At 65.9% G+C, this 21,717-nt stretch carries 18 protein-coding genes; 8 read left to right on the top strand and 10 right to left on the bottom strand.

The window, feature by feature from the left end; all coding sequences use genetic code 11:
* Positions 1-111 precede the first annotated feature (111 nt).
* Positions 112-228 carry a cytochrome c oxidase subunit CcoM gene (ccoM, locus tag D3880_RS23265; RefSeq protein WP_338014431.1) on the top strand — a complete coding sequence of 39 codons (117 nt, stop codon included), beginning with the start codon at positions 112-114 and terminating at the stop codon, positions 226-228.
* 249 nt (positions 229-477) lie between these two features.
* Here ccoM and D3880_RS16180 read toward each other — a convergent pair whose 3' ends face one another.
* The 7 genes from D3880_RS16180 to D3880_RS16150 form a co-directional block, all read right to left on the bottom strand.
* On the bottom strand, positions 478-1,557 hold the full coding sequence (locus tag D3880_RS16180) for an ABC transporter permease (protein WP_119894454.1): 1,080 nt from the start codon (positions 1,555-1,557) through the stop codon (positions 478-480).
* Positions 1,554-2,498 (bottom strand): ABC transporter ATP-binding protein, encoded by a 945-nt coding sequence (locus D3880_RS16175; protein ID WP_119894453.1) that lies wholly within the window; start codon positions 2,496-2,498, stop codon positions 1,554-1,556. The genes D3880_RS16180 and D3880_RS16175 overlap by 4 nt, the downstream gene beginning before the upstream one ends.
* A 2-nt stretch (positions 2,499-2,500) precedes the next feature.
* Complete coding sequence (locus D3880_RS16170; protein ID WP_119894452.1) at positions 2,501-3,469, bottom strand: HlyD family secretion protein; 969 nt, start codon at positions 3,467-3,469, stop codon at positions 2,501-2,503.
* On the bottom strand, positions 3,459-4,100 hold the full coding sequence (locus D3880_RS16165; protein ID WP_119894451.1) for a TetR/AcrR family transcriptional regulator: 642 nt from the start codon (positions 4,098-4,100) through the stop codon (positions 3,459-3,461). The genes D3880_RS16170 and D3880_RS16165 overlap by 11 nt, the downstream gene beginning before the upstream one ends.
* Positions 4,101-4,569: 469 nt before the next feature.
* Positions 4,570-5,040, bottom strand: a complete 471-nt coding sequence (locus D3880_RS16160) for a MaoC family dehydratase (RefSeq protein ID WP_119894450.1) — start codon at positions 5,038-5,040, stop codon at positions 4,570-4,572.
* A gap of 124 nt (positions 5,041-5,164) precedes the next feature.
* Positions 5,165-6,118, bottom strand: a complete 954-nt coding sequence (locus tag D3880_RS16155) for an alpha/beta hydrolase (protein WP_119894449.1) — start codon at positions 6,116-6,118, stop codon at positions 5,165-5,167.
* A gap of 214 nt (positions 6,119-6,332) precedes the next feature.
* Entirely contained in the window at positions 6,333-7,076 is a 744-nt protein-coding gene (locus D3880_RS16150) for a substrate-binding periplasmic protein (RefSeq protein WP_119894448.1), read from the bottom strand.
* Positions 7,077-7,336: 260 nt separating this feature from the next.
* Here D3880_RS16150 and fadD2 point away from each other — a divergent pair, with 260 nt between their 5' ends.
* From fadD2 to hrpA, 4 genes are all read left to right on the top strand, one after another.
* The gene (fadD2, locus tag D3880_RS16145) at positions 7,337-9,025 is read left to right on the top strand and encodes a long-chain-fatty-acid--CoA ligase FadD2 (RefSeq protein WP_119894447.1); all 1,689 of its coding nucleotides are present in this window, start codon (positions 7,337-7,339) and stop codon (positions 9,023-9,025) included.
* A gap of 462 nt (positions 9,026-9,487) precedes the next feature.
* Positions 9,488-11,179, top strand: a complete 1,692-nt coding sequence (fadD1, locus tag D3880_RS16140; RefSeq protein ID WP_119894446.1) for a long-chain-fatty-acid--CoA ligase FadD1 — start codon at positions 9,488-9,490, stop codon at positions 11,177-11,179.
* A 159-nt stretch (positions 11,180-11,338) separates the two neighbouring features.
* On the top strand, positions 11,339-11,806 hold the full coding sequence (locus tag D3880_RS16135; RefSeq protein WP_238474364.1) for a YiiD C-terminal domain-containing protein: 468 nt from the start codon (positions 11,339-11,341) through the stop codon (positions 11,804-11,806).
* 275 nt (positions 11,807-12,081) lie between these two features.
* Positions 12,082-16,230, top strand: a complete 4,149-nt coding sequence (gene hrpA, locus D3880_RS16130) for an ATP-dependent RNA helicase HrpA (RefSeq protein ID WP_119894445.1) — start codon at positions 12,082-12,084, stop codon at positions 16,228-16,230.
* Positions 16,231-16,729: 499 nt separating this feature from the next.
* Here the strand turns inward: hrpA and D3880_RS16125 are convergent, their stop codons facing one another.
* Positions 16,730-17,230 carry a PaaI family thioesterase gene (locus D3880_RS16125; protein ID WP_119894444.1) on the bottom strand — a complete coding sequence of 167 codons (501 nt, stop codon included), beginning with the start codon at positions 17,228-17,230 and terminating at the stop codon, positions 16,730-16,732.
* A 367-nt stretch (positions 17,231-17,597) separates the two neighbouring features.
* Between D3880_RS16125 and D3880_RS16120 the strand changes: the two genes are divergently transcribed.
* Positions 17,598-18,266 carry a TIGR04211 family SH3 domain-containing protein gene (locus D3880_RS16120; protein ID WP_119894443.1) on the top strand — a complete coding sequence of 223 codons (669 nt, stop codon included), beginning with the start codon at positions 17,598-17,600 and terminating at the stop codon, positions 18,264-18,266.
* A gap of 292 nt (positions 18,267-18,558) precedes the next feature.
* Here D3880_RS16120 and D3880_RS16115 read toward each other — a convergent pair whose 3' ends face one another.
* On the bottom strand, positions 18,559-19,110 hold the full coding sequence (locus D3880_RS16115) for a COG3904 family protein (protein WP_119894442.1): 552 nt from the start codon (positions 19,108-19,110) through the stop codon (positions 18,559-18,561).
* A gap of 196 nt (positions 19,111-19,306) precedes the next feature.
* On the opposite strand from D3880_RS16115, the gene D3880_RS16110 reads away from it, so the two are divergent.
* Positions 19,307-19,744, top strand: a complete 438-nt coding sequence (locus D3880_RS16110; RefSeq protein WP_119894441.1) for an HIT family protein — start codon at positions 19,307-19,309, stop codon at positions 19,742-19,744.
* A gap of 235 nt (positions 19,745-19,979) precedes the next feature.
* On the opposite strand, the gene D3880_RS16105 is transcribed toward D3880_RS16110, so the two are convergent.
* On the bottom strand, positions 19,980-20,729 hold the full coding sequence (locus D3880_RS16105) for a TIGR01458 family HAD-type hydrolase (RefSeq protein ID WP_119894440.1): 750 nt from the start codon (positions 20,727-20,729) through the stop codon (positions 19,980-19,982).
* Positions 20,730-21,211: 482 nt separating this feature from the next.
* On the opposite strand from D3880_RS16105, the gene D3880_RS16100 reads away from it, so the two are divergent.
* The gene (locus tag D3880_RS16100) at positions 21,212-21,637 is read left to right on the top strand and encodes a 3-isopropylmalate dehydratase (protein WP_119894439.1); all 426 of its coding nucleotides are present in this window, start codon (positions 21,212-21,214) and stop codon (positions 21,635-21,637) included.
* Positions 21,638-21,717: the final 80 nt, after the last annotated feature.

Raw genomic sequence — 21,717 nt, 5'->3', positions numbered from 1 at the left:
TCCCGCCTGCGGCGTCGCAACCCTCGCCTCTATTGATCCAGGTCAATTCTCCCGCGCTCCCGCCTCGGTATCTTGAACCCATCGAAACGAAGCACAGCGCGGGAGGCTCACATGTTCATGGATACGGTGGTGATCGCCGGCATCGGCACGGTGCTACTGATGGGCGCCTTCTTCGTTGGCGTCGGTTATTTCATCTGGAGCGATTCGCACAAGCGCAGGCAGGGCTAATCGGTTCAGTAACGGGCACGCAAGGCAATTTGGGCGACTTCGGTCGCCTTTTTTTCGCCTGAAATTCCCCGGTTCGGTTGGCACAGCCTCGACGTAGGTTGGTGCTGAGCCTGCGATGCCCAACACCCGGTTCGCAGAACCGGCTAGCGGGGTGGCTGGCAACTCATGGGGAGTGCTGCGCACTCCTTGTTGGGTATCGCTGCGCTCAACGCCAACCTACAGGGTACGTCAACCGTGAGTGCCGCCGGCTCAATCCAGGCGTTTATGCACGCGGGTCACGGCGATGCTCAGCATCAGCGCGGCGAACACCAGCAGGGCAAGGATCTCCGGCCACAGCTCGAGCAGGCCGGCCTGGCGCAGCATGATGCCGCGCGCCAGGCGCAGGAAGTGGGTGAGCGGCAACAGCTCGGCCAGCCACTGCGCCGGTTTGGGCATGCCGGCGAAGGGGAACATGAAGCCGGACAGCAGGATCTGCGGCAGGAAGGTGAAGAACGCCATCTGCATGGCCTGGAACTGGCTGTGCGCCAGGGTCGAGATGAACACCCCGAGCGCCAGGCTGGCGATGATGAACAGCAGCGCCGCCAGGTACAGCTGCAGCAGCGAGCCGCGCACCGGCACCTGGAACAGCAGGTAGCCGGCCACCAGCACCACAGTCACCTGGATCAGGCCGATGCCGATGAAGGGCAGCACCTTGCCGAGGGTCAGCTCCCAGGGCGACAGCGGCGTGGTGATGAGCATTTCCATGTTGCCGCGCTCGCGCTCGCGGACCAGGGCGATGGCGGTGAACAGCACCATGGTCATGGTCAGGATCACCCCCACCAGCCCCGGCACCGTGTTGATCGGCGCCAGGCGCTCGGGGTTGTAGAAGTTCACCACCTCCACGCCGCTGCGCTGCGGCCAGCCCGGCAGCGGGTAGGCGCTCAGCTGGCGGGCGGCGGCCTGTACGGTCTGGTCGGAGCCATCCACCACCAGTTGCAGCGGCGCGCGGTCCGGGCGCTCAAGGCGCGCCTCGAAGTCTTCCGGCAGCACCAGCGCGGCGCTGATCCGGCCCTGGCGCAGCAATTCGTCGATCTGCTGCGGCGTGCTCAGGCGGTAGCGCAGGTTGAGTACCTGGCTGGCGCCGATCTCGGCCACCACTTCGCGCGAGCGGGCGCTGTTAGCCTGGTCCAGCACGGCGGCGTCGAGGCCGCGCACGTCGAGGTTGATGGCGTAGCCGAACAGCACCAGTTGCATCAGCGGGATGCCGGCGATCATCGCGAGGGTCAGGCGGTCGCGGCGGATCTGGCGAAATTCCTTGCGCACGATGGCGGCGAGACGGCGCAGGTTCATGGGGTCTGCGCCTCCGCCAGCGGCTTGCGGGTGACGCTGACGAACACGTCCTCCAGGTTCGCCTCGGTTTCCTCCACCTGCGCGCCGATGCCCTGCTCGCGCAGACGCTGTTCGATCTGTTCGCGGGCGTCGGCGGTGGCACCGAGCACCCGCAGCGCGGCACCGATCTGCGCCATCGCCAGCACCTGCGGCATGCCCTGCAGCGCGCGCTGGGCCTGACGCGGCTGGGCGCATTCGAGCAGCAGCGGGTGGCCGGGCAGGGCGTCCATCAGTTCGCGTGGGCTGCCGTCGGCGACCAGGCGGCCGGTGTCGAGGATGCCCAGGCGGGTGCAGCGCTCGGCCTCGTCCATGTAGTGGGTGGAGACCAGCAGGGTGGTGCCGGCCTCGGCCAGCTCGAACAGCGAATCCCAGAATTCGCGACGCGACTGCGGGTCGACCGCGCTGGTCGGTTCGTCGAGCAGCAGCAGGGCGGGCTGGTGCAGCACCGCGCCGGCCAGGGCCAGGCGCTGGCGCTGGCCGCCGCTGAGGGTGCCGGCCAGCTGGTCGCGGCGGTCGGCCAGCCAGTAGCGTTCCAGTAGTTCGGCGATGCGCCGACGCCCAGCGCGCTTGTCCAGGCCCTGGACTGTGGCGAGGAACTCCAGATTCTCGACGACGCTGAGGTCCTCGTACAGGGAGAACTTCTGGGTCATGTAGCCGATGTGGCGTTTCAGCTCCTCGGCATCGCGCGGGATCTGGCAGCCGAGCACTTCGATCTCGCCCTCGCTGGGCAGCAGCAGGCCGCAGAGCATGCGGATGGTGGTGGACTTGCCGCTGCCATTGGGGCCGAGGAAGCCGAACACTTCGGCGCGGCGCACGCTGAGGTCGAGGTGGTCGACCGCGGTCAGCTGGCCGAAGCGCTTGCTCAGCCCGCGGGCGCGGATCACCAGCTCGGCGCCGTTCATCGTCACTCTCCATCCTCGCTGGGCTCGGCGCTCAGCGGCAGGCCAGCGGGCAATTGCCGCGCGGCGTCGCCTTCGAGCAGCAGTTCGGCGCGGTACACCAGGCGGCTGGCGTCGTCGCCGGTGAGGGCGAAAAACGGCGTGAAGCTGGCTTCGCTGCGGATGCTGCGCACCCGCGCGTCGAACACCAGCTCGACGCCTTCGACCTGCACGCGCAGGCGGTCGCCGATGGCCAGCCGCGAGCGTTGGGGGGCGGGGACGAACACCCGCGCATAGGGCGCGTCGCCGACCAGCAGGCTGACCACCACGGCGCCGGCCGGCGGCTGGTCGCCGGGCTTGAACGGCAGCGCATCGACCCGCCCGGCGCGCGGCGCATGCACGCTCAGGTGCGCACGATCGACCTGCTGCTGCGCCAGTTGGCCGCGCGCCGCTTCCAGCGCGGCGGCAGCCTGCTCGAGTTGTTCCGGGCGGGTGCCGTTGGTCAATTCGCGCAGGCGCGCGTCGGCGTTGCTGACCTCGGCGCGGGCCTGGTCGCGGCTGGCGCGAGCCCTGTCCTGCTCGGCGATGGCGACCAGACCACGCTGATAGAGGGCGGCGATGCGCTGGAAGTTGCGCTCGGCGTCGATCAGCGTGGCGCGACTGCTGGCCAGGGTGGCCTGCGCCGCCTCGATGTTCTCCAGGCGTGCGCCATTGCTCAGCTCGGTCAGCCTGGCCGCGGCCTGGGCCACCGCGCCTTCGGCCTGGCGGATGCGCGCGTCCTGGCGGCTGGGGTCGAGTTCCAGCAGCAGTTGCCCGGCCTGCACCTGCTCGCCCTCGGCCACGGCCCAGCGCAAGATGCGCTCCGAGGACTCGGCTGGCAGGGCGATGCGGTCCCATTCCAGGGTGCCGAGCAGCGCGGTCGGAGCCTGCGGCTCGCAGCCGGTCAGGGTGGCGAGCAGCAGCAGGGCGAGAACTGGGTGCGATTCAGGGCGCATGGGGAACCTCCAGCCCGCGTTCGAGCAGGGCGAGGGTGTGCTGGATCAGCGCTTCGTCACCCAGTTGCGGGTTGGCGAAGATGCCGCGCCACAGCGGCGCGGCGGCATAGGGCAGGAGCGTCAGGCCGATCAGCGAAACCACCAGCAGGCGCGGGTCGAGCTGCGGGTTCAGCGCCCCGCGCGCCTGTGCCGCGGCGAAGCGCTGGGCCAGCAGCAGCGGCACCAGCGGGGCGATGCGCTGCGGCAGCAGTTCGCGCAACAGGCCGCCTTCGCAGAGAATCTCGCGCACCCACAAGGGCGGCAGCCAGGCATGCTGGCTGACCGTCTCGCTGAGGCCGCGAACGAACACCTCGACCAGTTCCAGCGGGCTGTCACCGGCCGCTTGCAGGCGCTCGCCCAGGCTCTGGATCAGCGGCAGCAGGCGTTCTTCCACCACCACCTCGACCAGGCGCTGCTTGGTGCCGAAGTAGTAGTTGACCAGCGCCGGCGTCACCCCGGCCTGGCGGGCGATGTTGCGCAGGCTGGCGGCGTGGATGCCGGTGTGGGCGAAGGCGGCGAGGGCGGCATCGAGCAGGGCTTCGCGCTGCTGGGGATCGCCGCTGGGGCGGCCGGGTGCGCGGGGCATGGACATGGCTGGCCTCTGAGAACCTGTCTCGGATCTGCTGCGCGTCGGCCAAACGGCGTTAAAAACGGCTTCAGAATGCTCATTTACAACTCGTAAACTCCGCTTCCTCAGCCGTTTTTGCCTTGTTTGACTCTAGCTCGCGAGATCCGAAACAGGTTCGGCGAGTTGGCATGTCTTTTATTTAAATAAGCATTTAATTAATTGCAAGCTGATCAAAAAATAACCGCTAAACGGTTGTGCGCAGATTCGTAGGGTGGGTTAGCCGCAGGCGTAACCCACCAACCCTGCTGGACACCGATGTTCAGGGCGGCAGCGCTGGTGGGTTACGCCGCTACGCGACTAACCCTCCCTACAAAAAACTGCGCAACACGTAACAGGGACATAGCCAAACAATAACCGCTGAACGGTTGTGCACGGCAGGGGGAGGGAGCGGGAAGAGAGGAAACGGGGCGAGCTGGCTCGCCCCGCAAGGCCATCAGCCGATGCTGATCGGCGGCAGTTCGGGCGTGGTGACCGTCTGTTTGCTGCGCGGGGCGAGGATTTCGGCGACGCCATCGACCACCAGTTCGTCGTTCTGATTGAACACGCGGGTGGCGACCTTCACGCGGAACTTTGGCAGCTTCTCGAGGATTTCCAGGCGCACGGTGAGGGTGTCGCCGAACTTCACCGGACGGGTGAAGCTCATGGTCTGGCCGATGTAGATGGTGCCTGGGCCGGGCATCTCGCAGGCCACCGCGGCGCTGATCAGCGCACCGCTGAACATGCCGTGGGCGATGCGCTCCTTGAACGGCGTGGCGGCGGCGTATTCGGCATCCAGATGCACCGGGTTGTGGTCGCCGGACATGGCGGCGAACAGTTGGATGTCGCGCTCTTCGACGGTCTTGCTGTAGCTGGCGGTTTGCCCGACTTCGAGCTCTGCGTAAGGGATGTTGCTGACTTGCGGCATGGCTTGGGAACCTTCTATCTAACAATCGGTGGGCTGCGCCGCGTAGCGGACTGAGGGCTGCGCGGCGCGCTGAAATGGCCCGGGTCTTTTATCACAACCCGGGGGCGAGCACTAAAGCTGCGCCTCAGGCGCTCTGCAGATTCGGCACATGCGCCTGCGGGGCGAGGGCCGTGTCCAGCCAGGCGATGATGAAGGCGCTGACCTCGTCACGGTTGCTTTCATTGAACAGCTCATGGCGCGCCTCGGGGTAGAGTTTCAGCTCGACGCGCTGCAGGCCGGCGCGGCGCAGGGCGTTGGCCAGGTCTTCGAGGCGCTGGCCGGCGCTGACCGGGTCGCGCGCGCCGCCGAGCACCAGCAGCGGCAGGTCGTGGGCGATCTTGCCCAGGTTGGCGACCGGGGTGATCTGCTGCAGGCCTTCGAGCAGGTCGAGCCACAGCTGATTGGTGCAGCGGAAGCCGCACAGCGGGTCGCTGACGTACTTGTCGACTTCCGCCGGGTCGCGGCTGAGCCAGTCGAACGGCGTGCGGTTGGGCTTGAACGCCTTGTTGAACGAGCCGAAGGAGAGAAATTCGAGCAACGCACTGCGCCCGGTCGGACCTTGGCGCCAACGCTCGAAACGGGCGATGGCGGCCGCCGCGCGGTACAGCGCCAGCGGCTGGTAGTTGGAGCCGGAGAGGATCGCCGCCTGCACCTCGGCGCTGTGCTGCAGCAGGTAGGCCTGACCGATGTAGCTGCCCATGCTGTGACCGAGCAGGATCACCGGGGTGTTTGGGTGGTGGTGGCGGATGTGCTGGTTGAGGTTGGCCAGGTCATTGACCACCCGCTGCCAGCCGCCGTTTTCGGCGTACAGGCCGAGCACGCCGCGTTGCGCGGTCTTGCCGTGGCCGCGCTGGTCCGGCGCGTAGAGCGCGTAGCCGGCTTGCACCAGCGCCGCGCCGAGGCGGGCGTAGCGGCCGCTGTGTTCGGCCATGCCGTGGGCAAGCATCAGCACCGCCTTCGGCGGCTGTTCGCCGAGCCAGCGGTTGACGAACAGGGGGGCGGCGTCGCTGGCGGTCAGCCAGAAGTCATCGTGGCGCATGGCGGTTCCTTATGCCCGGAGGTCGGCGCATTGTGCATGGCGGTCGGAATCAGGTGAAGCCCGTTCGGCGGTTGCCCAGGGGCCGATCACGATCTCGAAAATTCCCCGCTGCCACTGGCGCAAGAGCGGCCGGGGCAGAGAGAGGTGGGCAAACGCACAAAATTACCGAGAGGCGTTACCCGCAAGTTCTGCTCAAAAGATGGTGGGCAGGCTCTCAGGGGGTGACGCTGTTGTGCCGGCGAATGATCTGCATGTAATCGCCGCTCTCGTGCAGGGCGCGCAGGCCGCGCTCGAAGATCGCCGCCCAATCCGGCTCGCCGGGGCGCGGCGGGAGGAAGCCGGCAAACAGCGGGATGCGCGCCAGGGGCGTGCCCTGCCAGACCAGTTGGCCGCGCAATTCGGCATGGCGGGCGAGCAGGAAATTGCCGACCACTCGCTCCAGCAACACCAGGTCGAAGCGCCCGGCGGCCAGTTTGCGCAGGTTGCTCAGGTCGTCCACCGCTTCCTCGCCGCGAAAGCCCGACTGCAGCACATCGCGCGGATAGCCGTAGCCGCGCACGATGCCGACCTTGCGGCCCGTGAGCTGATCCAGACTGGTGAACTCGACGGGCGTGTCACGGCGCACGAAGAAGCCCAGCTCGCTGTAGAACAGCGGCCGCGAGGCGATCAGCTTCTCCTCTATCACTTCCCGCGGCCACAGCGCCAGCGCTCCCTGATAGCGGCCGGCGTGCAGGTCGGCGCGCACCCGCGCCCAGGGCAGGAAGTCGATCTGCACCGGTTGGTTCTGACTGGCGAACGCGCGGGTAACCAGTTCGACGATGCTGCCGCCGTTCGGCAGTGCTTGCGAGCTGTAGGGCGGATAATCCAGGGTCGCCAGGCGCAGCGGGGGCGCGGCATGGGCGGCCGGCAGCCACAACAGGGCGGTGATCAGGGCCAGCAGGCCCGAGAGTCGAGGCATCAACGGTCACTTAGCCAGAAGGCAGGGTGTACTTAATAAAGCAGCCTGTTCTTATATCGCGCAGGGGGCAATCATTCCGGGCCGCTAGACGCAAGATTCACACGGTCTATTACCCGCCGCCAACTATTTGCGCCCCTGGTTATAGCTGCTAACGTCCGGGCAGCCCTAGGTTCTGTACGAAAACTACCTGCGCTCGGAGGCTTTCGTACAGAAGCTAATGCGTGGGCCCGACACACTTTCAGGTAATGGGGATAACAACAATGCAACCTGAGTTCTGGAGCGACAAACGCCCGGCCGGCGTACCCAACGAACTGGACCTGGGGGCCTACAAGTCGGTCATCGAGGTGTTCGAGCGTTCGTGCAAGAAATTCGCCGACCGTCCGGCCTACAGCAATATGGGCATTACCCTGACCTATGCCGAGCTGGACCGGCTGTCCGGGGCTTTCGCCGCCTATCTGCAGAAGCACACCGATCTCAAGCCTGGCGATCGCCTGGCCGTGCAGATGCCCAATATCCTGCAGTACCCGATCGCCGTGTTCGGCGCCATGCGCGCCGGCCTCATCGTGGTCAACACCAACCCGCTGTACACCGCACGCGAGATGCGCCACCAGTTCAAGGACGCCGGCGTGCGTGCGCTGGTGTACATCAACCTGTTCGGCCATCTGGTCCAGGACGTGCTGCCGGACACCGAGATCGAATACCTGATCGAGGCGCGCATGGGCGACCTGCAGCCGGCGCTCAAGGGCTGGCTGATCAACAGCGTAGTGAAGCACGTCAAGAAGATGGTCCCCGACTACCATCTGCCGCAGGCGCTGGCCTTCAAAGAAGTGCTCAAGCAGGGCCAGGGCCACGGGTTGAAGCCGATCAAGGTCGGCCTCGAGGACATCGCCGTGCTGCAGTACACCGGCGGCACCACCGGAGTGGCCAAGGGCGCCATGCTGACCCACGGCAACCTGGTGGCGAACATGCTGCAGGTCGACGCCTGCCTCGGCCAACTCGGCCCGGATGGCACCCCGCTGATGAAGCAGGGTCAGGAAATCATCATCGCGCCGCTGCCGCTGTACCACATCTACGCCTTCACCCTTAACTGCATGTGCATGATGGTCAACGGCAACCACAACGTGCTGATCACCAATCCGCGCGACATCGCCGGCTTCGTCAAGGAGCTGAGCAAGTGGCGCTTCACCGGCCTGCTCGGCCTCAACACCCTGTTCGTCGCGCTGATGAGCCATCCGGAGTTCAAGAACCTCGACTTCTCCGGCCTCAAGCTCACCAACTCCGGCGGCACCGCGCTGGTCAAGGCCACCGCCGAGCGCTGGCAGCAGACCACCGGCTGCGCGGTGGTGGAGGGTTACGGCCTGACCGAGACCGCGCCGGTGGCCAGTTCCAACCCGCGCGGCGAGCTGGGGCGTCTGGGTACCGTGGGCATTCCGGTGCCGGGTACGGCGTTCAAGGTCATCGACGACGACGGTAACGAACAGCCGCTCGGTGAGCGCGGCGAGCTGTGCATCAAGGGCCCGCAGGTGATGAAGGGTTACTGGCAGCGCCCCGACGCCACTGCGGAGGTGCTGGATGCCGACGGCTGGCTGAAGACCGGCGACATCGCGGTGATCGACCCGGACGGCTTCGTGCGCATCGTCGACCGCAAGAAGGACCTGATCATCGTCTCCGGCTTCAACGTCTATCCCAACGAGATCGAAGACGTGGTCATGGCCCACCCGAAAGTGGCCAGCTGCGCCGCCATCGGCGTGCCCGACGAGAAGTCCGGCGAGGCGGTCAAGCTGTTCGTCGTGCCGCGCGAGCGCAGCCTCACCGTCGAAGAGCTGAAGGCCTACTGCAAAGAGAACTTCACCGGTTACAAGGTACCCAAGCAGATCGTCCTCAAGGAGGCGTTGCCGATGACGCCGGTGGGCAAGATCCTGCGCCGCGAGCTGCGCGATATCGCCTGAGAACCTGCCCACGATCTGCTGCGCGTCGGCCATCCGGCGTTGAAAATGGCTTCGGAAAGCCGCTTGCGGCTAACGCGCTTTAGCGCGGCCCGAAGGGCGAGTGCAACGAGTACTGCTCATTTACAACTCGTAAACTCCGCGTCCTCAGCCATTGTCGCCTTGTCTGGCCTTAGCTCGCGAAATCGTGAACAGGCTCTGAACCTTGCCCTGGACCGGCACCCAGAAGGCCGGTCGATTGGCCATTCATCGGCTAGTTCAGGGCTTTGCATAAGAAATGACCGAAAGCCTGGCTTTCGGTCTTTTTTTTGACTGGGAGGGCCGGGTTTGGTGCTATTCGCTACTGGGCAAAGCTGCTACTCTCGGCGCGCTTTTTTCCTGCCCCCACGGGCGGAAACGATCGAAAAACACAACAACCAACCGCCTTGCGCGGTGACGATTAGCTGTTGCTTAGGAGTGGCTTCCATGACCGAGAACTTCTGGAAGGACAAGTACCCCGTCGGGGTTGCTGCCGAGATCAATCCCGACCAGTACGCGAATGTTCAGGCGGTATTGAAACAGTCATGCGAGCGTTTTGCCGACAAGCCGGCATTCAGCAACATGGGCAAGACCATCACCTACGGCGAGCTGTACGAGCTCTCCGGTAACTTCGCCGCCTACCTGCAACAGCACACCGACCTGCAACCCGGTGACCGCATCGCCGTGCAGCTGCCCAACCTGCTGCAATACCCGGTGGTAGTGTTCGGCGCCATGCGCGCCGGCCTCATCGTGGTCAACACCAACCCGCTGTATACCGCGCGGGAAATGGAACACCAGTTCAACGACTCCGGCGCCAAGGCGCTGGTGTGCCTGGCCAACATGGCCCACCTGGCCGAGCAGGTCCTGCCGAAGACCGGCATCAAGCACGTGATCGTCACCGAAGTCGGCGACCTGCTGCCGTCGTTCAAGCGCCTGCTGGTCAACAGCGTGGTCAAGTACGTGAAGAAGATGGTCCCGGCCTATCACTTGCCGCAGGCGGTGAAGTTCACCGAGGCCATGGCAAAGGCTCGCGGCCGTGCCGTGCGCGAAGCCAGCCCGCAGGCCAATGACATCGCCGTGCTGCAATACACCGGCGGCACCACCGGGGTGGCCAAGGGCGCCATGCTGACCCACCGCAACCTGGTGGCCAACATGCTGCAGAGCAAGGCGCTGATGGGTTCCAACCTCAACGAAGGCTGTGAAATCCTCATCACCCCGCTGCCGCTGTACCACATCTATGCCTTCACCTTCCATTGCATGGCGATGATGCTGATCGGCGGCCACAACATCCTCATCACCAACCCGCGCGACCTGCCGGGCACGGTGAAAGAGCTGTCGCAGTGGAAGTTCACCGGCTTCGTCGGCCTCAACACCCTGTTCGTCGCCCTGTGCAACAACGAGGACTTCCGCCGTCTGGATTTCTCCGCCCTGAAGGCCACCTTCTCCGGCGGCATGGCCCTGCAACTGGCCACCGCCGAGCGCTGGAAGGCGGTCACCGGCTGCGGCATCTGTGAGGGTTACGGCATGACCGAGACCAGCCCGGTGGTGTCGGTCAATCCGTTCCAGCACATCCAGGTCGGCACCATCGGCATTCCGGTGCCGTCGACCGAGTGCAAGGTCATTGACGATGCCGGCAACGACCTGCCCATGGGTGAGCGTGGCGAACTGTGCGTCAAGGGCCCGCAGGTGATGAAGGGCTACTGGCAGCGCCAGGAAGCCACCGACGAGATCCTCGACGCCAATGGTTGGCTGAAGACCGGCGACATCGCCGTGATTCAGGACGACGGCTACATGCGCATCGTCGACCGCAAGAAGGACATGATTCTGGTGTCCGGCTTCAACGTCTACCCGAACGAACTGGAAGACGTGCTCGCCACCCTGCCAGGGGTGCTGCAGTGCGCGGCCATCGGCGTGCCGGACGAGAAATCCGGCGAGGTGATCAAGGTCTTCGTGGTCGCCAAACCGGGCGCCACGGTGACCAAGGAGCAGGTGATGGAACACATGCGCGCCAACGTTACCGGCTACAAGGTGCCGAAGGCCGTCGAGTTCCGCGACGCGCTGCCGACCACCAACGTCGGCAAGATCCTGCGCCGCGAACTGCGCGACGAAGAGTTGAAGAAGATCGCCGCCAAGGCCTGAGTCTTCGCTTGATCGACAAAGCCCCGCTCCGGCGGGGCTTTGTCGTTTCCGCGTCCGGCGCAGGCAGGGCGCGCAGCTGAGACTGGCCGGCGCGCCGTGGTCGACCGCCGGTATGGCGGGGCATACCATAGAGGGCATCCCTAGCCATGCCCGAACGCCATGACCGACCTGACCGAAGTGGACATCGCGCGCGCCGCAGCGCTGACGCGCTACCTGCACGAGCACATTCCCCTGAGCGTGGCCATGGCCCTGCGCGTCGAGCCGAGCGCGCCCGGCCGCCTGCGCCTGAGCGCGCCGCACGCGCCGAACCGTAATCCGCACGACACGGTGTTCGGCGGCAGCCTGGCGACCCTGGCCATCGCCGCCGGCTGGACCCTGCTGTTCGACGCCATGCGGCGCGAGAGCATTGCCGCCGCGCTGGTGATCCAGCACTTCGAATGCGACTACCTCGCGCCGGCCGCCGCCGAGTTCGCCGCCGAAGCCGTGTTGCCCGAGGACTGGCCAGGCTTCCTCGAGCAACTCCGCAAACGCGGCCGCGCCCGCCTCAATCTGCCGGTGCGCCTGAGCTGCGCCGGCCAGGACGTGCTCACCGCCCACGCGCGCTACGTCGCCATTCAGGAAAGCTGAACGGGACGAGCCGTGGGAGGCAATCGTAGGATGGGTTGAGCCTGCGATACCCATCGCTTGCCGGATTGATGGGTATCGCTGCGCTCAACCCATCCTACAAGCCTGAGCCGCCGTAGGTCGGGTTGAGGCGCGCAGCGTCGAAGCCCAACGTGTGGAGTCGGGTCCCGTGGCGTTGGGCTTCGCTGTGCTCAGCACCAACCTACGCCCACGCGACCGCGCCCCCGGCAAAATCTGCGACAATCGCGACCCTCTGAAAAACCGCGCGCCTGTGTCCGATGACCGATTCGATTCCCGCCCTTGACCACCTGCTGAAAAACCTCGACCAGGCCATGCTCGCCGACCGCCATCGCCTGCGCCGCCAGCTCCACGAGCTGCGCAAGCAGGCGCAGCCGGACGAGGCCAAGCTGGCGCAGTGGCTGGAGCGCTTCCAGGCCTCCTGCGCCAAGGTCGAGGCGCGCCGGCACAGCGTGCCGGCCATGCGCTACGACGACGCCCTGCCGATCGCCGCCAAGCGCGACGAGATCAAGGCCGCGCTGCAGCAGCATCAGGTGCTGGTGATCGCCGGCGAAACCGGTTCGGGCAAGACCACCCAGCTGCCGAAGATCTGCCTGGAGATCGGCCGCGGCCAGCACGGCCTGATCGGCCACACCCAGCCCCGCCGGCTGGCGGCGCGCAGCGTGGCCACGCGGGTGGCGGAGGAGATCGGCACGCCGCTCGGCGAGCTGGTCGGCTACCAGGTGCGTTTCGAGGACCAGAGCAAGGACAGCACGCTGATCAAGCTGATGACCGACGGCATCCTGCTGGCCGAAACCCAGCACGACCGCTACCTCGAGAAGTACGACACCCTCATCGTCGACGAGGCCCACGAGCGTTCGCTGAACATCGACTTCCTGCTCGGCTACCTGAAGACCCTGCTGCCGCGCCGCCCGGATCTCAAGGTCATCATCACCTCGGCGACCATCGACCTGGAGCGCTTCAGCAAGCACTTCCACGATGCGCCCATCGTCGAGGTCTCCGGCCGCACCTACCCGGTCGACACCTGGTACCGGCCGCTGGCCGCCGAAGTGGACGAGGCGGGCGAAAGCCTGCTCGACGACCTCACTATCGACCAGGGCATCCTCGCCGCGCTGGACGAGATCACCGTGCACGAGCGCAGCGAAGGCAAGCGCCCCGGCGACGTGCTGGTGTTCCTGCCCGGCGAGCGCGAGATCCGCGAGGCCGCCGAGGCGCTGCGCAAGGCCAACCTGCGCTTCACCGAAGTGCTGCCGCTGTACGCGCGGCTGACCCCGGCCGAGCAGCAGAAGATCTTCGCGCCTCTGCCGGGGCGCAAGATCGTCCTCGCCACCAACGTCGCCGAGACCTCGCTGACCGTGCCGGGCATCCGCTACGTGATCGACAGCGGCACCGCGCGCATCAGCCGCTACAGCTACCGCGCCAAGGTCCAGCGCCTGCCCATCGAGGCCGTGTCGCAGGCCAGCGCCAACCAGCGCAAGGGCCGTTGCGGGCGGGTCGAGCCGGGCATCTGCATCCGCCTGTACAGCGAGGAAGATTTCCTCGGCCGCCCGGAGTTCACCGATCCGGAAATCCTGCGCACCAACCTCGCCGCGGTGATCCTGCAGATGCTGCATCTGCGCCTCGGCGAGATCGAGGCCTTCCCCTTCATCGAACCGCCGGAAGGCAAGGCGATCAGCGACGGCTTCACCCTGTTGCAGGAACTCTCGGCGGTCAACCGCGAGGGCCAGCTGACCCCGGTCGGCCGCCAGCTGGCGCGCCTGCCCATCGATCCGCGGCTCGGCCGCATGGTGCTGGAAGCCGCCAAGCAGGGCAGCCTCGAGGAGATATTGATCGTCGCCAGCGCCCTGTCGGTGCAGGACCCGCGCGAACGGCCGATGGACCGCCAGCAGGCCGCCGACCAGGCGCACGCGCAGTGGAAGGACGTGGATTCCGACTTCGCCGCGCTGGTCAACCTCTGGCGCGGTTTCGAGGTACAGCGCCAGGCGCTGGGCTCTAACCCGCTGCGCAGCTGGTGCCGGAAGAACTTCCTCAACTACATGCGCCTGCGCGAATGGCGCGACGCCCACCGCCAGCTGGTGCTGATCGCCCGCGAACTGCAGTTGTCAGGCAACCACAAGGCCGATTCACGCCCCGCAGGCCGTAGGGTGGACAACGCCGCAGGCTTGTCCACCGCGGTCGGCCACGAACGCGCCGTAGGGGGGGGGGAGCGCAGCGATACCCATGCCGCCCAGGGTGATGGGCATCGCTCCGCTCAGCGCCATCCTACGAAGAGCGGCCCCGCCGAGGCGCCGCGTAGGGTGGAAGATGCGCGCAGCGCTCTTCCACCGAAGGATGAGCAGGCCCAACGCTCCATCGACTACGCCAAGGTGCACAAGGCCATCCTCTCCGGCCTGCTCAGCCAGATCGGCCAGAAGACCGAGGACGGTGACTACCTCGGCGCGCGGCAGCGGCGCTTCTGGATTCACCCCTCGACGGTGATCGCCCGCAAGCGCCCGCAATGGCTGATGACCGCCGAGCTGGTGGAAACCACCAAGCTGTTCGCGCGCATGGTGGCGAAGATCGAGCCGGACTGGATCGAACCGCTGGCCCCGCATCTGGTCAAGAAGAACCACCTCGAACCGCACTGGGAGAAGAAACGCGGCCAAGTGGTGGCCTTCGAGCAAGTCACCCTGTACGGCCTGATCGTGGTCGGCCGCCGCCCGGTGCACTACGGTCCCATCGACCCAACCGTGGCGCGCGAGCTGTTTATCCGCGAGGGCCTGGTGCGTGGCGAAATCAACAGCCGCGCCAAGTGCCTGACCGCCAACCGCCTACTGCTCGAACGCATGGACGAGCTGGAAGCCAAGGCGCGCCGCCGCGACATCCTCGCCGATGAAGAAACGCTGTTCGCCTACTACGACGCGCGCCTGCCGGCGGACATCTACCAGACCGCCAGCTTCGAGAGCTGGTACAAGCGCGAGAGCGCCGGCAACCCGCAGCTGCTGATCATGCGCGAGGAAGACGTACTGGCCCGCGAGGCCAAGGAAGTCACCGCCGCGCAGTACCCGGACAGCCTGCGCCTCGGCGAACTGCAACTGCCGCTGAGCTACCACTTCGAGCCCAACCACCCGCGCGACGGCGTGACCCTGCGCGTGCCGGCGCCGCTGCTGCCGCAACTGCCGGCCGAGCGCCTGCAATGGCTGGTGCCGGGGCTGCTGGAAGCCAAGTGCGTGGCCCTGGTGCGCAACCTGCCCAAGGCGCTGCGCAAGAACTTCGTGCCGGTGCCGGACTTCGTCGGCGCCGCGCTGAGCAAGATCGTCTTCGCCGACGGCTCGCTGCCCACGGCGCTCGGCCGCGAACTGCTGCGCATGACCGGCGCGCGGGTGTCCGACGAGGCCTGGCAGGAAGCCGAAGCCCAGCTGGAAAACCATCTGCAGATGAACCTCGAAGTGGTCGACGCCCAAGGCAAGTTCCTCGGCGAAGGCCGCGACCTGGCCGAGCTGACCGCCCGCTTCGCCGAAGCCAGCCAGGCCGCGCTGGCCATCCCGCAGAGCGACAAGGCGCAGAAACCGGTGGAAGCCAAGGCCTTCGCCCAGGTCGCGGAAAAGACCCAGCAGAAGATCGCCGGCCTCTCCATGACCGTGTTCCCGGCGCTAGTGGAGGAGGGCGGGGTGGTCAAGGAAGAGCGCTTCCCGACCCAGGCCGAAGCCGAATTCCAGCACCGCCGCGCCCTGCAGCGCCTGCTCTTGCAGCAACTGGCCGAACCCGCCAAGTTCCTGCGCGGCAAACTGCCGGGCCTCACCGAACTCGGCCTGCTGTATCGCGAACTGGGTCGCGTCGACGCGCTGGTCGAGGACATCCTCCTGGCCAGCCTGGACAGCTGCATCCTCGAAGGCGAGAGCCTGCTTCCCCGCGACGGCGCCACCCTGGCCGCCCTGGCCGAGAAAAAGCGTGGCAACTGGACCGAACACGCCGAACGCCTGGCTCGCCTGACGCTGGAGATCCTCAAGCTCTGGCACGGCCTGCAAAAGCGCTTCAAAGGCAAGATCGACCTGGCCCAGGCCATGGCGCTCAACGACATCAAGCAGCAACTGGCCAACCTGGTCTACCCCGGCTTCGTCCGCGCAACCCCCGGCGAATGGCTGAAGGAAGTGCCGCGCTACCTCAAGGCCATCGATCAGCGTCTGGACAAGATCGGCGCCCAACTCCAGCGCGACCGCGTGTGGAGCGGCGAACTGGCCGGCTACTGGGAGCAATACAAAGCCCGCGTCGCCAAACACGCCCAGGAAGGCAAACGCGACCCGGAACTGGTGCTGTATCGCTGGATGCTGGAGGAGTACCGGGTGTCGCTGTTCGCCCAGCAACTGGGCACCAAGATGGCGGTGTCGGATAAGCGCCTGTCCAAGCAGTGGAGTCAGGTCGAAGCCTGAGGCTTTTCTCCCCTCGCCCGTTTACGGGAGAGAGGCCGGGGGAGAGGGGCTTTTGCCTGCGTGGGTGGGTTGAGCACTGCGATCGATCGTTCGATCGCTCCCACGCTCTGCCGTCGCAACCGTAGGATGGGTCGAGCGCAGCGATACCCATCGTGCATGACCCCGGCGTTCGGGCTTGGCCTTCCCTCGACCCTTAACCCAGGTTTCGCCCTGCTGGGCGAGTTCCTTTTGGCATTGCCCCAAAAGGGACCAAAAGGTCTGTGCCCCTCCATCCGGGTCTCGCTGCGCTCGACTCCCCTCACTCAATCCTGCTCCAGGGCCCGCCGCGAAGGGCCATCTCTGGTCCATCGCGGCTCTCACGCAACGATTCCGCTCGGCCTTCTGAAAGGTGTGTTCGGTGTCGCCTGAACCTTCATGACGGTGGACAAGCAAAGCGTTGTCCACCAATGCATGTCAGGCGACTTCGCTCAACGAACTATGGATCGAGGCAAGCAAGCAGTTAGCGTGAACCCTCGCGGCCATGGGCGGCGGCTGCCAATTGCTCGGTATCCACGCGAACAAAAATGGAGTCGCCCACCGCGGTGAGCACGCCGTCGGCATAAACCTCGCAGATCACCCGAGTCTTGCGCCCCACATCACCTTCTACCTTCGCCCGCAAGGTGAGCGGGAGACCCATCGGGGTCGGCTTGATGAACTTGATGCCGAGGTTGCCAGTGACGCAGTCGATGCGCGGCAGGCTTCCCGCCTCGCGGTGTTCCGCACGGTAGTGGTAGGCCATCGCTGCCCAGTTCGAATGGCAATCCACCAGCATCGCGATCAGCCCTCCGTACACTAGATCCGGCCAGCCGCAATATTTGGCCTCAGGCACATGCTCGGCCATGACATGCACACCATCCTCATGCCAATAGCTCTTGACGTGCAGCCCGTGTGGATTGCGGCTGCCGCAGCCGTAGCAGACGCCTTCCGGCGCGGCGATGTCTTGCAGGGGGAGGTCGTTCATGGCGTTGCCTTGCTTATTTTGGAGAATATTAATCAAGCCTGTCGTTGTTCAGGCTGAACCAGAACTGCTGAACACCCGACATATTAGGCAGGCATGCACGTGGATTCGAGCCTGCTTTGATGGACAGTCCACAGCCTGGCTGTGTAGCCATTGGCCACTTCATACCGCTTATCCACTGGCATTGCCGCGGGTGAACTCCACCCAGACGCCAGGTGTCTGTCTGCTGTCGGTCCACCGGGTGGATTGCATGGCCATTCGCTACCTGGCCACAACCCTCCCGTCTTCCATCACTCCAACAATTCGCCTGGCCGGCTTCTATCGCGCCCGTTCGCCGGGATTCGTTCTATTGTCATGTGAAGATTGCCCCATGCCCCGATCCCGTCATTTCCCCGCCTGTGTTTCCCCGCTCCAGATCCGCGCCATCGCTGCCTACCTGCTAGGCGGCCTGCTCGCGGCCGGTGCCCCGGCGCAGGCCGAGGAGACCGCCAACAATGCGCGCTGGGTGAGCGATAGTCTGACTACCTATGTGCGCAGTGGCCCGACCGACGGTTATCGCATTGTCGGGACGCTCAGCTCCGGGCAGAAGGTCGAGTTGTTGCGCACCCAGGAGGATTACAGCCAGGTGCGCGGCGAAAATGGCGACACCGTGTGGATTGCCAGCCGCGATCTGCAGGAAGTGCCCGGCCAAGCCGAGCGCCTGCCCCAGTTGGACCAGAAGGTGGCCGAGCTCCAGGCCGAGCTGAAAGGCATCGACGACACCTGGAAGACCCGCGTGCAGGGCATGCAGGAGACGCTGGATTCGCGCAAGGTGCTGATTGACGAATTGCAGGCGGCGCGCACCGCGCTAGACAGCGAACTGAGCCAAGCCCGCGCCGAGTTGCGCGAGGTGCAGGCGCAGTTGGGCGATGAGAATAAGCAGGTGCTGATGCGCTACATGATCTACGGCGGCAGCATCGCCGGTGCCGGGCTGTTCGCCGGACTGATCTTGCCCGCCCTGCTGCGGGTGCGGCGCAAGCGTAACGATCAGTGGTTCTGATGAACAAACAGTGGAGCGGCGTCGAGACGTGACGCTTCGCTTTTCTCCCCTCGCCCGTTTACGGGAGAGGGGCGGGGGAGAGGGGCTTTTGCTGCGTAGGAAGGGTGGGGCCGCGTAGGTCAACGCAGCGATAATCGTCGTTGGAGCGTTCGGTGCTACCTGAACCTTCGCGGCGGTGGACAAGCAAAGCGTTGTCCACACTACGTGAAATTCAGACCCTCGTAGGGTGGAAAACCGCGCAGCGTTTTCCACCAATAGATGTCCAGGCTGCCTAGCTAACGCCGCGCCTCGCTCAGTTGAGGCGGTAGCGCGTCAGGTCGTCCTTAGAGAGTTCGCGCATGCGCTGTGGGGCGATCTGTTGCATGTCCTGGGCGAGGCTCGGCGCCACGCCCATGTCGCGCAGATAGTGGAGCGGATTGCCAGCGCTGGGCGAAAGATCGCGCGCCGAGTCGCCGCCGGGATAGTAGGGACGGTGCAGGCCCACGGGGCCGCGCACGAGCTTCTGGTTGCCGGCGGCGAGCAGGTAGATGCAGCTGCCCTGGCAGATGCCATCCCGCGGCACTAGGGCGTCGAAGCCGAACTCACGCAGCACGCGGCCCATGCGCACCGCTTCGGCAACGCTGCCGCCGATGCTGTCGAGCAGGAGGATCTTGCGGGCGAACTTGCCGGGATGGGTGCGCAGACCCTTGATCAGCGCTTCGTAGTCGCCGGGGGCGATGTCCTCGGAAACCTTGACCGCCAGCACCTGGCCGATGCGCGCGTGCTGTACGGCCGTGACCTCCACTTGCGCCTGGGCGGCGAGCGAGAGCGAGATCAGCAGGGCAAGGGTTAGCAGTCGGTACATGGTGCGGAATTCCGGTGGCGCGGAGGCTGAAGATACCGACCGCACCTCGGGACGGGAAGGGGCGGCGTCGGCACGTCCTGGGAAGCTGCATGAGCCAGCGCGATTTCAGGGGCAAGCCGAGGCAAAGGGGCGTTTTCTCGCAGGCGCGAAGCCGGTATGGTTGGCGGCCTCTGACCCCTAGCAGCGGAAGACCACCATGAGCCTGCACGGCACCTACGACCCGCAGAACATCTTCGCCCTGATCATCAAAGGCGACGCACCTTGCTTCAAACTTTACGAGGACGACGATGTGCTCGCCTTTCTCGACTTGTTTCCGCAGTCCTACGGTCACACGCTGGTGGTCCCCAAGCGCGCGGCGGCGCGCAACATGCTGGATATCGACCCGGACAACCTGTGCAAGATGATGCTGGCGGTGCAGAAGCTCACCCGCGTGCTGGTGGATGAGTTGCAGCCGGAGGGCGTGCAGGTGGCGCAGTTCAACGGTGCGCCGGCCGGGCAGACGGTGTTCCACATTCATATGCACATCGTGCCGCGCTATGCGGGGCAGGGGCTGGGCATGCATGCGGCCAACAAGGCCGACGTGGCCGAGTTGGAGAAGTTGCAGGCGCGGTTGGTGGCGCGGATTCGCGGCTGAGGTGACCGCACAGGTTGGCGTTTTGGCCGGCCTTTACCCTCTCCCCCAGCCCCTCTCCCATAAATGGGAGAGGGGCGCCAACGCGCTGCTGCGGTTGCAGTATGTTGGCTGTGTCCTGGTAGTGGGGCTGGGATGAAGCACCTAGGGCGGGCTCAGGAGCGCCAGCGAACAGTTCGCCGCTGAGCCTGATCCAGACTCCGTCGGCGTACTGCTGCGCGAGTCCACCCTAGCTTGCTCAGCAGTAGCGCACCACCGCCTCGGCCAGATCGCTCGCCAGCCCGGCCGTCGGCGCCTTCAGTTCATCGCCGGGGCGGTACTTGCCGGTCTGCACCAGGCAGGCGTGCAGGCCGGCCGCCAGCGCGCCCTGGATATCCGCCGCCACGTCGTCGCCGATCATCAGCGCTTGCTCGGCGCTGACTCCGAGGTCGGCCAGCGCGCTGGCGAAGAACCCCGCGGCCGGTTTGCCGAGCACTAAGGCGATGCTGCCCGCCGCGTATTCCAACGCCCGGACGAAGGGGCCGGCGTCCAGATGCAGGGCGCCGTGGCTGCGGAAGTAGCGGTTGTCGCCCATGCAGATCAGCGGCGCGCCCGCGATCAGCAACTGGAAGGCGCGGTCGAGGTGGGCGTAGTCGAAACGCATCTCGGCGTCGCCGAGCACTACCGCATCGGGGGCCGGCGGATCGAGCAGGTCGGCGAACTCTTCTTCGAGGTTCGGATGGATCAGGCAATAGGGCCGCAAGCCGTGTTCCCGCACGTGGCGAAGCACGGCCTGCGGCGCGCTGAAGATCTGCTCAGGTTGCACGGCGAAGCCCATGCCGGTCAGCTGCCGGTGGATGGCCGCCTTGCCGAGGCGGGAGGTGTTGGTGACCAGACGCAAGGGGCAACCCTTGGCCTGCAACGCCCGCACCGCCTCGACCGCCCCCGGCAGGGGCTGGTCGTCCTCGTAGAGCACGCCACTGATATCGAGCAGCACCGCCTGCGGCATGGTCTGGTCCTCCTGTGCTTGGAGTTGGAATGTCCAACTGCCATAGCACAGGTTGGCCGCGGGCGCTCAGATAGGTCTGTTTGAGGTGTAGGCATTCCTTGCCTGGTCAGGTTCGCCCGTGCAGAGGACGAACTCGGCCGGCCGCTGGCTCGATCGTTCCCACGAGCCGCGTGAGAATACCGCCCCAGACGCTCCGCATCTGCCTGTAACTTTGGCCCCGTAGGTTGGGGTGAGGAGCGAAGCGACGATACCCAACGCCGCGCTATCGAAACCTCGTTGGGTATCGCTGCGCTCCACCCAACCTACGAATCCGCTGTTGTCTATCAAGCCGCGAGCAGGCAAACCTCAGTGGCAGTCGCGTTCATCGCCTCACCAGAATCGCTTCGCCGCTTCGGCCAGATCGGTCGATAAGAACTTGCTTGAGCGGCTACCCAGTACGGCCAATACTGAAGCGGCTCCGTCACCTGCCCAAGGAGGGCTCCATGCGTTCGATTCTTGCTGTTCTGCCGCTGTTGTTGCTGGCCGGCTGTTCGTCCTACCGCGCCGATCTCGAGCAGGTGAAGGCGGTGCCCGGCGACCGCCTGCTGGCCTACCAGCAACCCGTGGATGGCAGCGGGCAGATCGTGGTGAACCGTGATCTCGGCATGCTCGGCGGCGGTTGCTATGTGGCGGTGCTGGTGGATCGTCAGGTGGCTGCACGCATCGGCGTGGGTGAGGTGGCGACCTTTCAGGTGCCGGCGGGCGCACGGGTGGTGGGCATCGCCGCGGACGAGCAGGACGAAACGCTGTGCGGCAAGGGCCGTCTGCGGCGTGAGCGGGCGGTGCAGGTGGCGGCGGGGGAGAGTTACCGCTTCCGCATCGTCAGCGAGAACAAGGAAGGCTTCGCCATCCGCCCGGACCAGCCCTGAGCCCGCGTATCGCGGCGTGGCGGGTATTTTCCCCAGCGCTGCGTTAACCCGCATGGCACCATGCGGCCGCCATCCATTCC

The organism is Pseudomonas cavernae (assembly GCF_003595175.1).
GTDB lineage: Bacteria > Pseudomonadota > Gammaproteobacteria > Pseudomonadales > Pseudomonadaceae > Aquipseudomonas > Aquipseudomonas cavernae.
The sequence above is the reverse complement of the archived record's forward strand: the minus strand, read 5'-3'. Positions and strand labels throughout refer to the sequence as shown.

What these genes read in the sequence shown, in the direction of transcription:
- D3880_RS16175 (WP_119894453.1), bottom strand. Translation starts at nt 2,498, where the DNA reads ATGAACGGCGCCGAGCTGGTGATCCGCGCCCGCGGGCTGAGCAAGCGC.
- D3880_RS16100 (WP_119894439.1), top strand. Translation starts at nt 21,212, where the DNA reads ATGCGTTCGATTCTTGCTGTTCTGCCGCTGTTGTTGCTGGCCGGCTGT.
- D3880_RS16105 (WP_119894440.1), bottom strand. Translation starts at nt 20,729, where the DNA reads ATGCCGCAGGCGGTGCTGCTCGATATCAGTGGCGTGCTCTACGAGGAC.
- D3880_RS16125 (WP_119894444.1), bottom strand. Translation starts at nt 17,230, where the DNA reads ATGAACGACCTCCCCCTGCAAGACATCGCCGCGCCGGAAGGCGTCTGC.
- fadD1 (WP_119894446.1), top strand. Translation starts at nt 9,488, where the DNA reads ATGACCGAGAACTTCTGGAAGGACAAGTACCCCGTCGGGGTTGCTGCC.
- fadD2 (WP_119894447.1), top strand. Translation starts at nt 7,337, where the DNA reads ATGCAACCTGAGTTCTGGAGCGACAAACGCCCGGCCGGCGTACCCAAC.
- ccoM (WP_338014431.1), top strand. Translation starts at nt 112, where the DNA reads ATGTTCATGGATACGGTGGTGATCGCCGGCATCGGCACGGTGCTACTG.
- D3880_RS16160 (WP_119894450.1), bottom strand. Translation starts at nt 5,040, where the DNA reads ATGCCGCAAGTCAGCAACATCCCTTACGCAGAGCTCGAAGTCGGGCAA.
- D3880_RS16135 (WP_238474364.1), top strand. Translation starts at nt 11,339, where the DNA reads ATGACCGACCTGACCGAAGTGGACATCGCGCGCGCCGCAGCGCTGACG.
- hrpA (WP_119894445.1), top strand. Translation starts at nt 12,082, where the DNA reads ATGACCGATTCGATTCCCGCCCTTGACCACCTGCTGAAAAACCTCGAC.
- D3880_RS16155 (WP_119894449.1), bottom strand. Translation starts at nt 6,118, where the DNA reads ATGCGCCACGATGACTTCTGGCTGACCGCCAGCGACGCCGCCCCCCTG.
- D3880_RS16110 (WP_119894441.1), top strand. Translation starts at nt 19,307, where the DNA reads ATGAGCCTGCACGGCACCTACGACCCGCAGAACATCTTCGCCCTGATC.
- D3880_RS16170 (WP_119894452.1), bottom strand. Translation starts at nt 3,469, where the DNA reads ATGCGCCCTGAATCGCACCCAGTTCTCGCCCTGCTGCTGCTCGCCACC.
- D3880_RS16165 (WP_119894451.1), bottom strand. Translation starts at nt 4,100, where the DNA reads ATGTCCATGCCCCGCGCACCCGGCCGCCCCAGCGGCGATCCCCAGCAG.
- D3880_RS16115 (WP_119894442.1), bottom strand. Translation starts at nt 19,110, where the DNA reads ATGTACCGACTGCTAACCCTTGCCCTGCTGATCTCGCTCTCGCTCGCC.
- D3880_RS16120 (WP_119894443.1), top strand. Translation starts at nt 17,598, where the DNA reads ATGCCCCGATCCCGTCATTTCCCCGCCTGTGTTTCCCCGCTCCAGATC.
- D3880_RS16150 (WP_119894448.1), bottom strand. Translation starts at nt 7,076, where the DNA reads ATGCCTCGACTCTCGGGCCTGCTGGCCCTGATCACCGCCCTGTTGTGG.
- D3880_RS16180 (WP_119894454.1), bottom strand. Translation starts at nt 1,557, where the DNA reads ATGAACCTGCGCCGTCTCGCCGCCATCGTGCGCAAGGAATTTCGCCAG.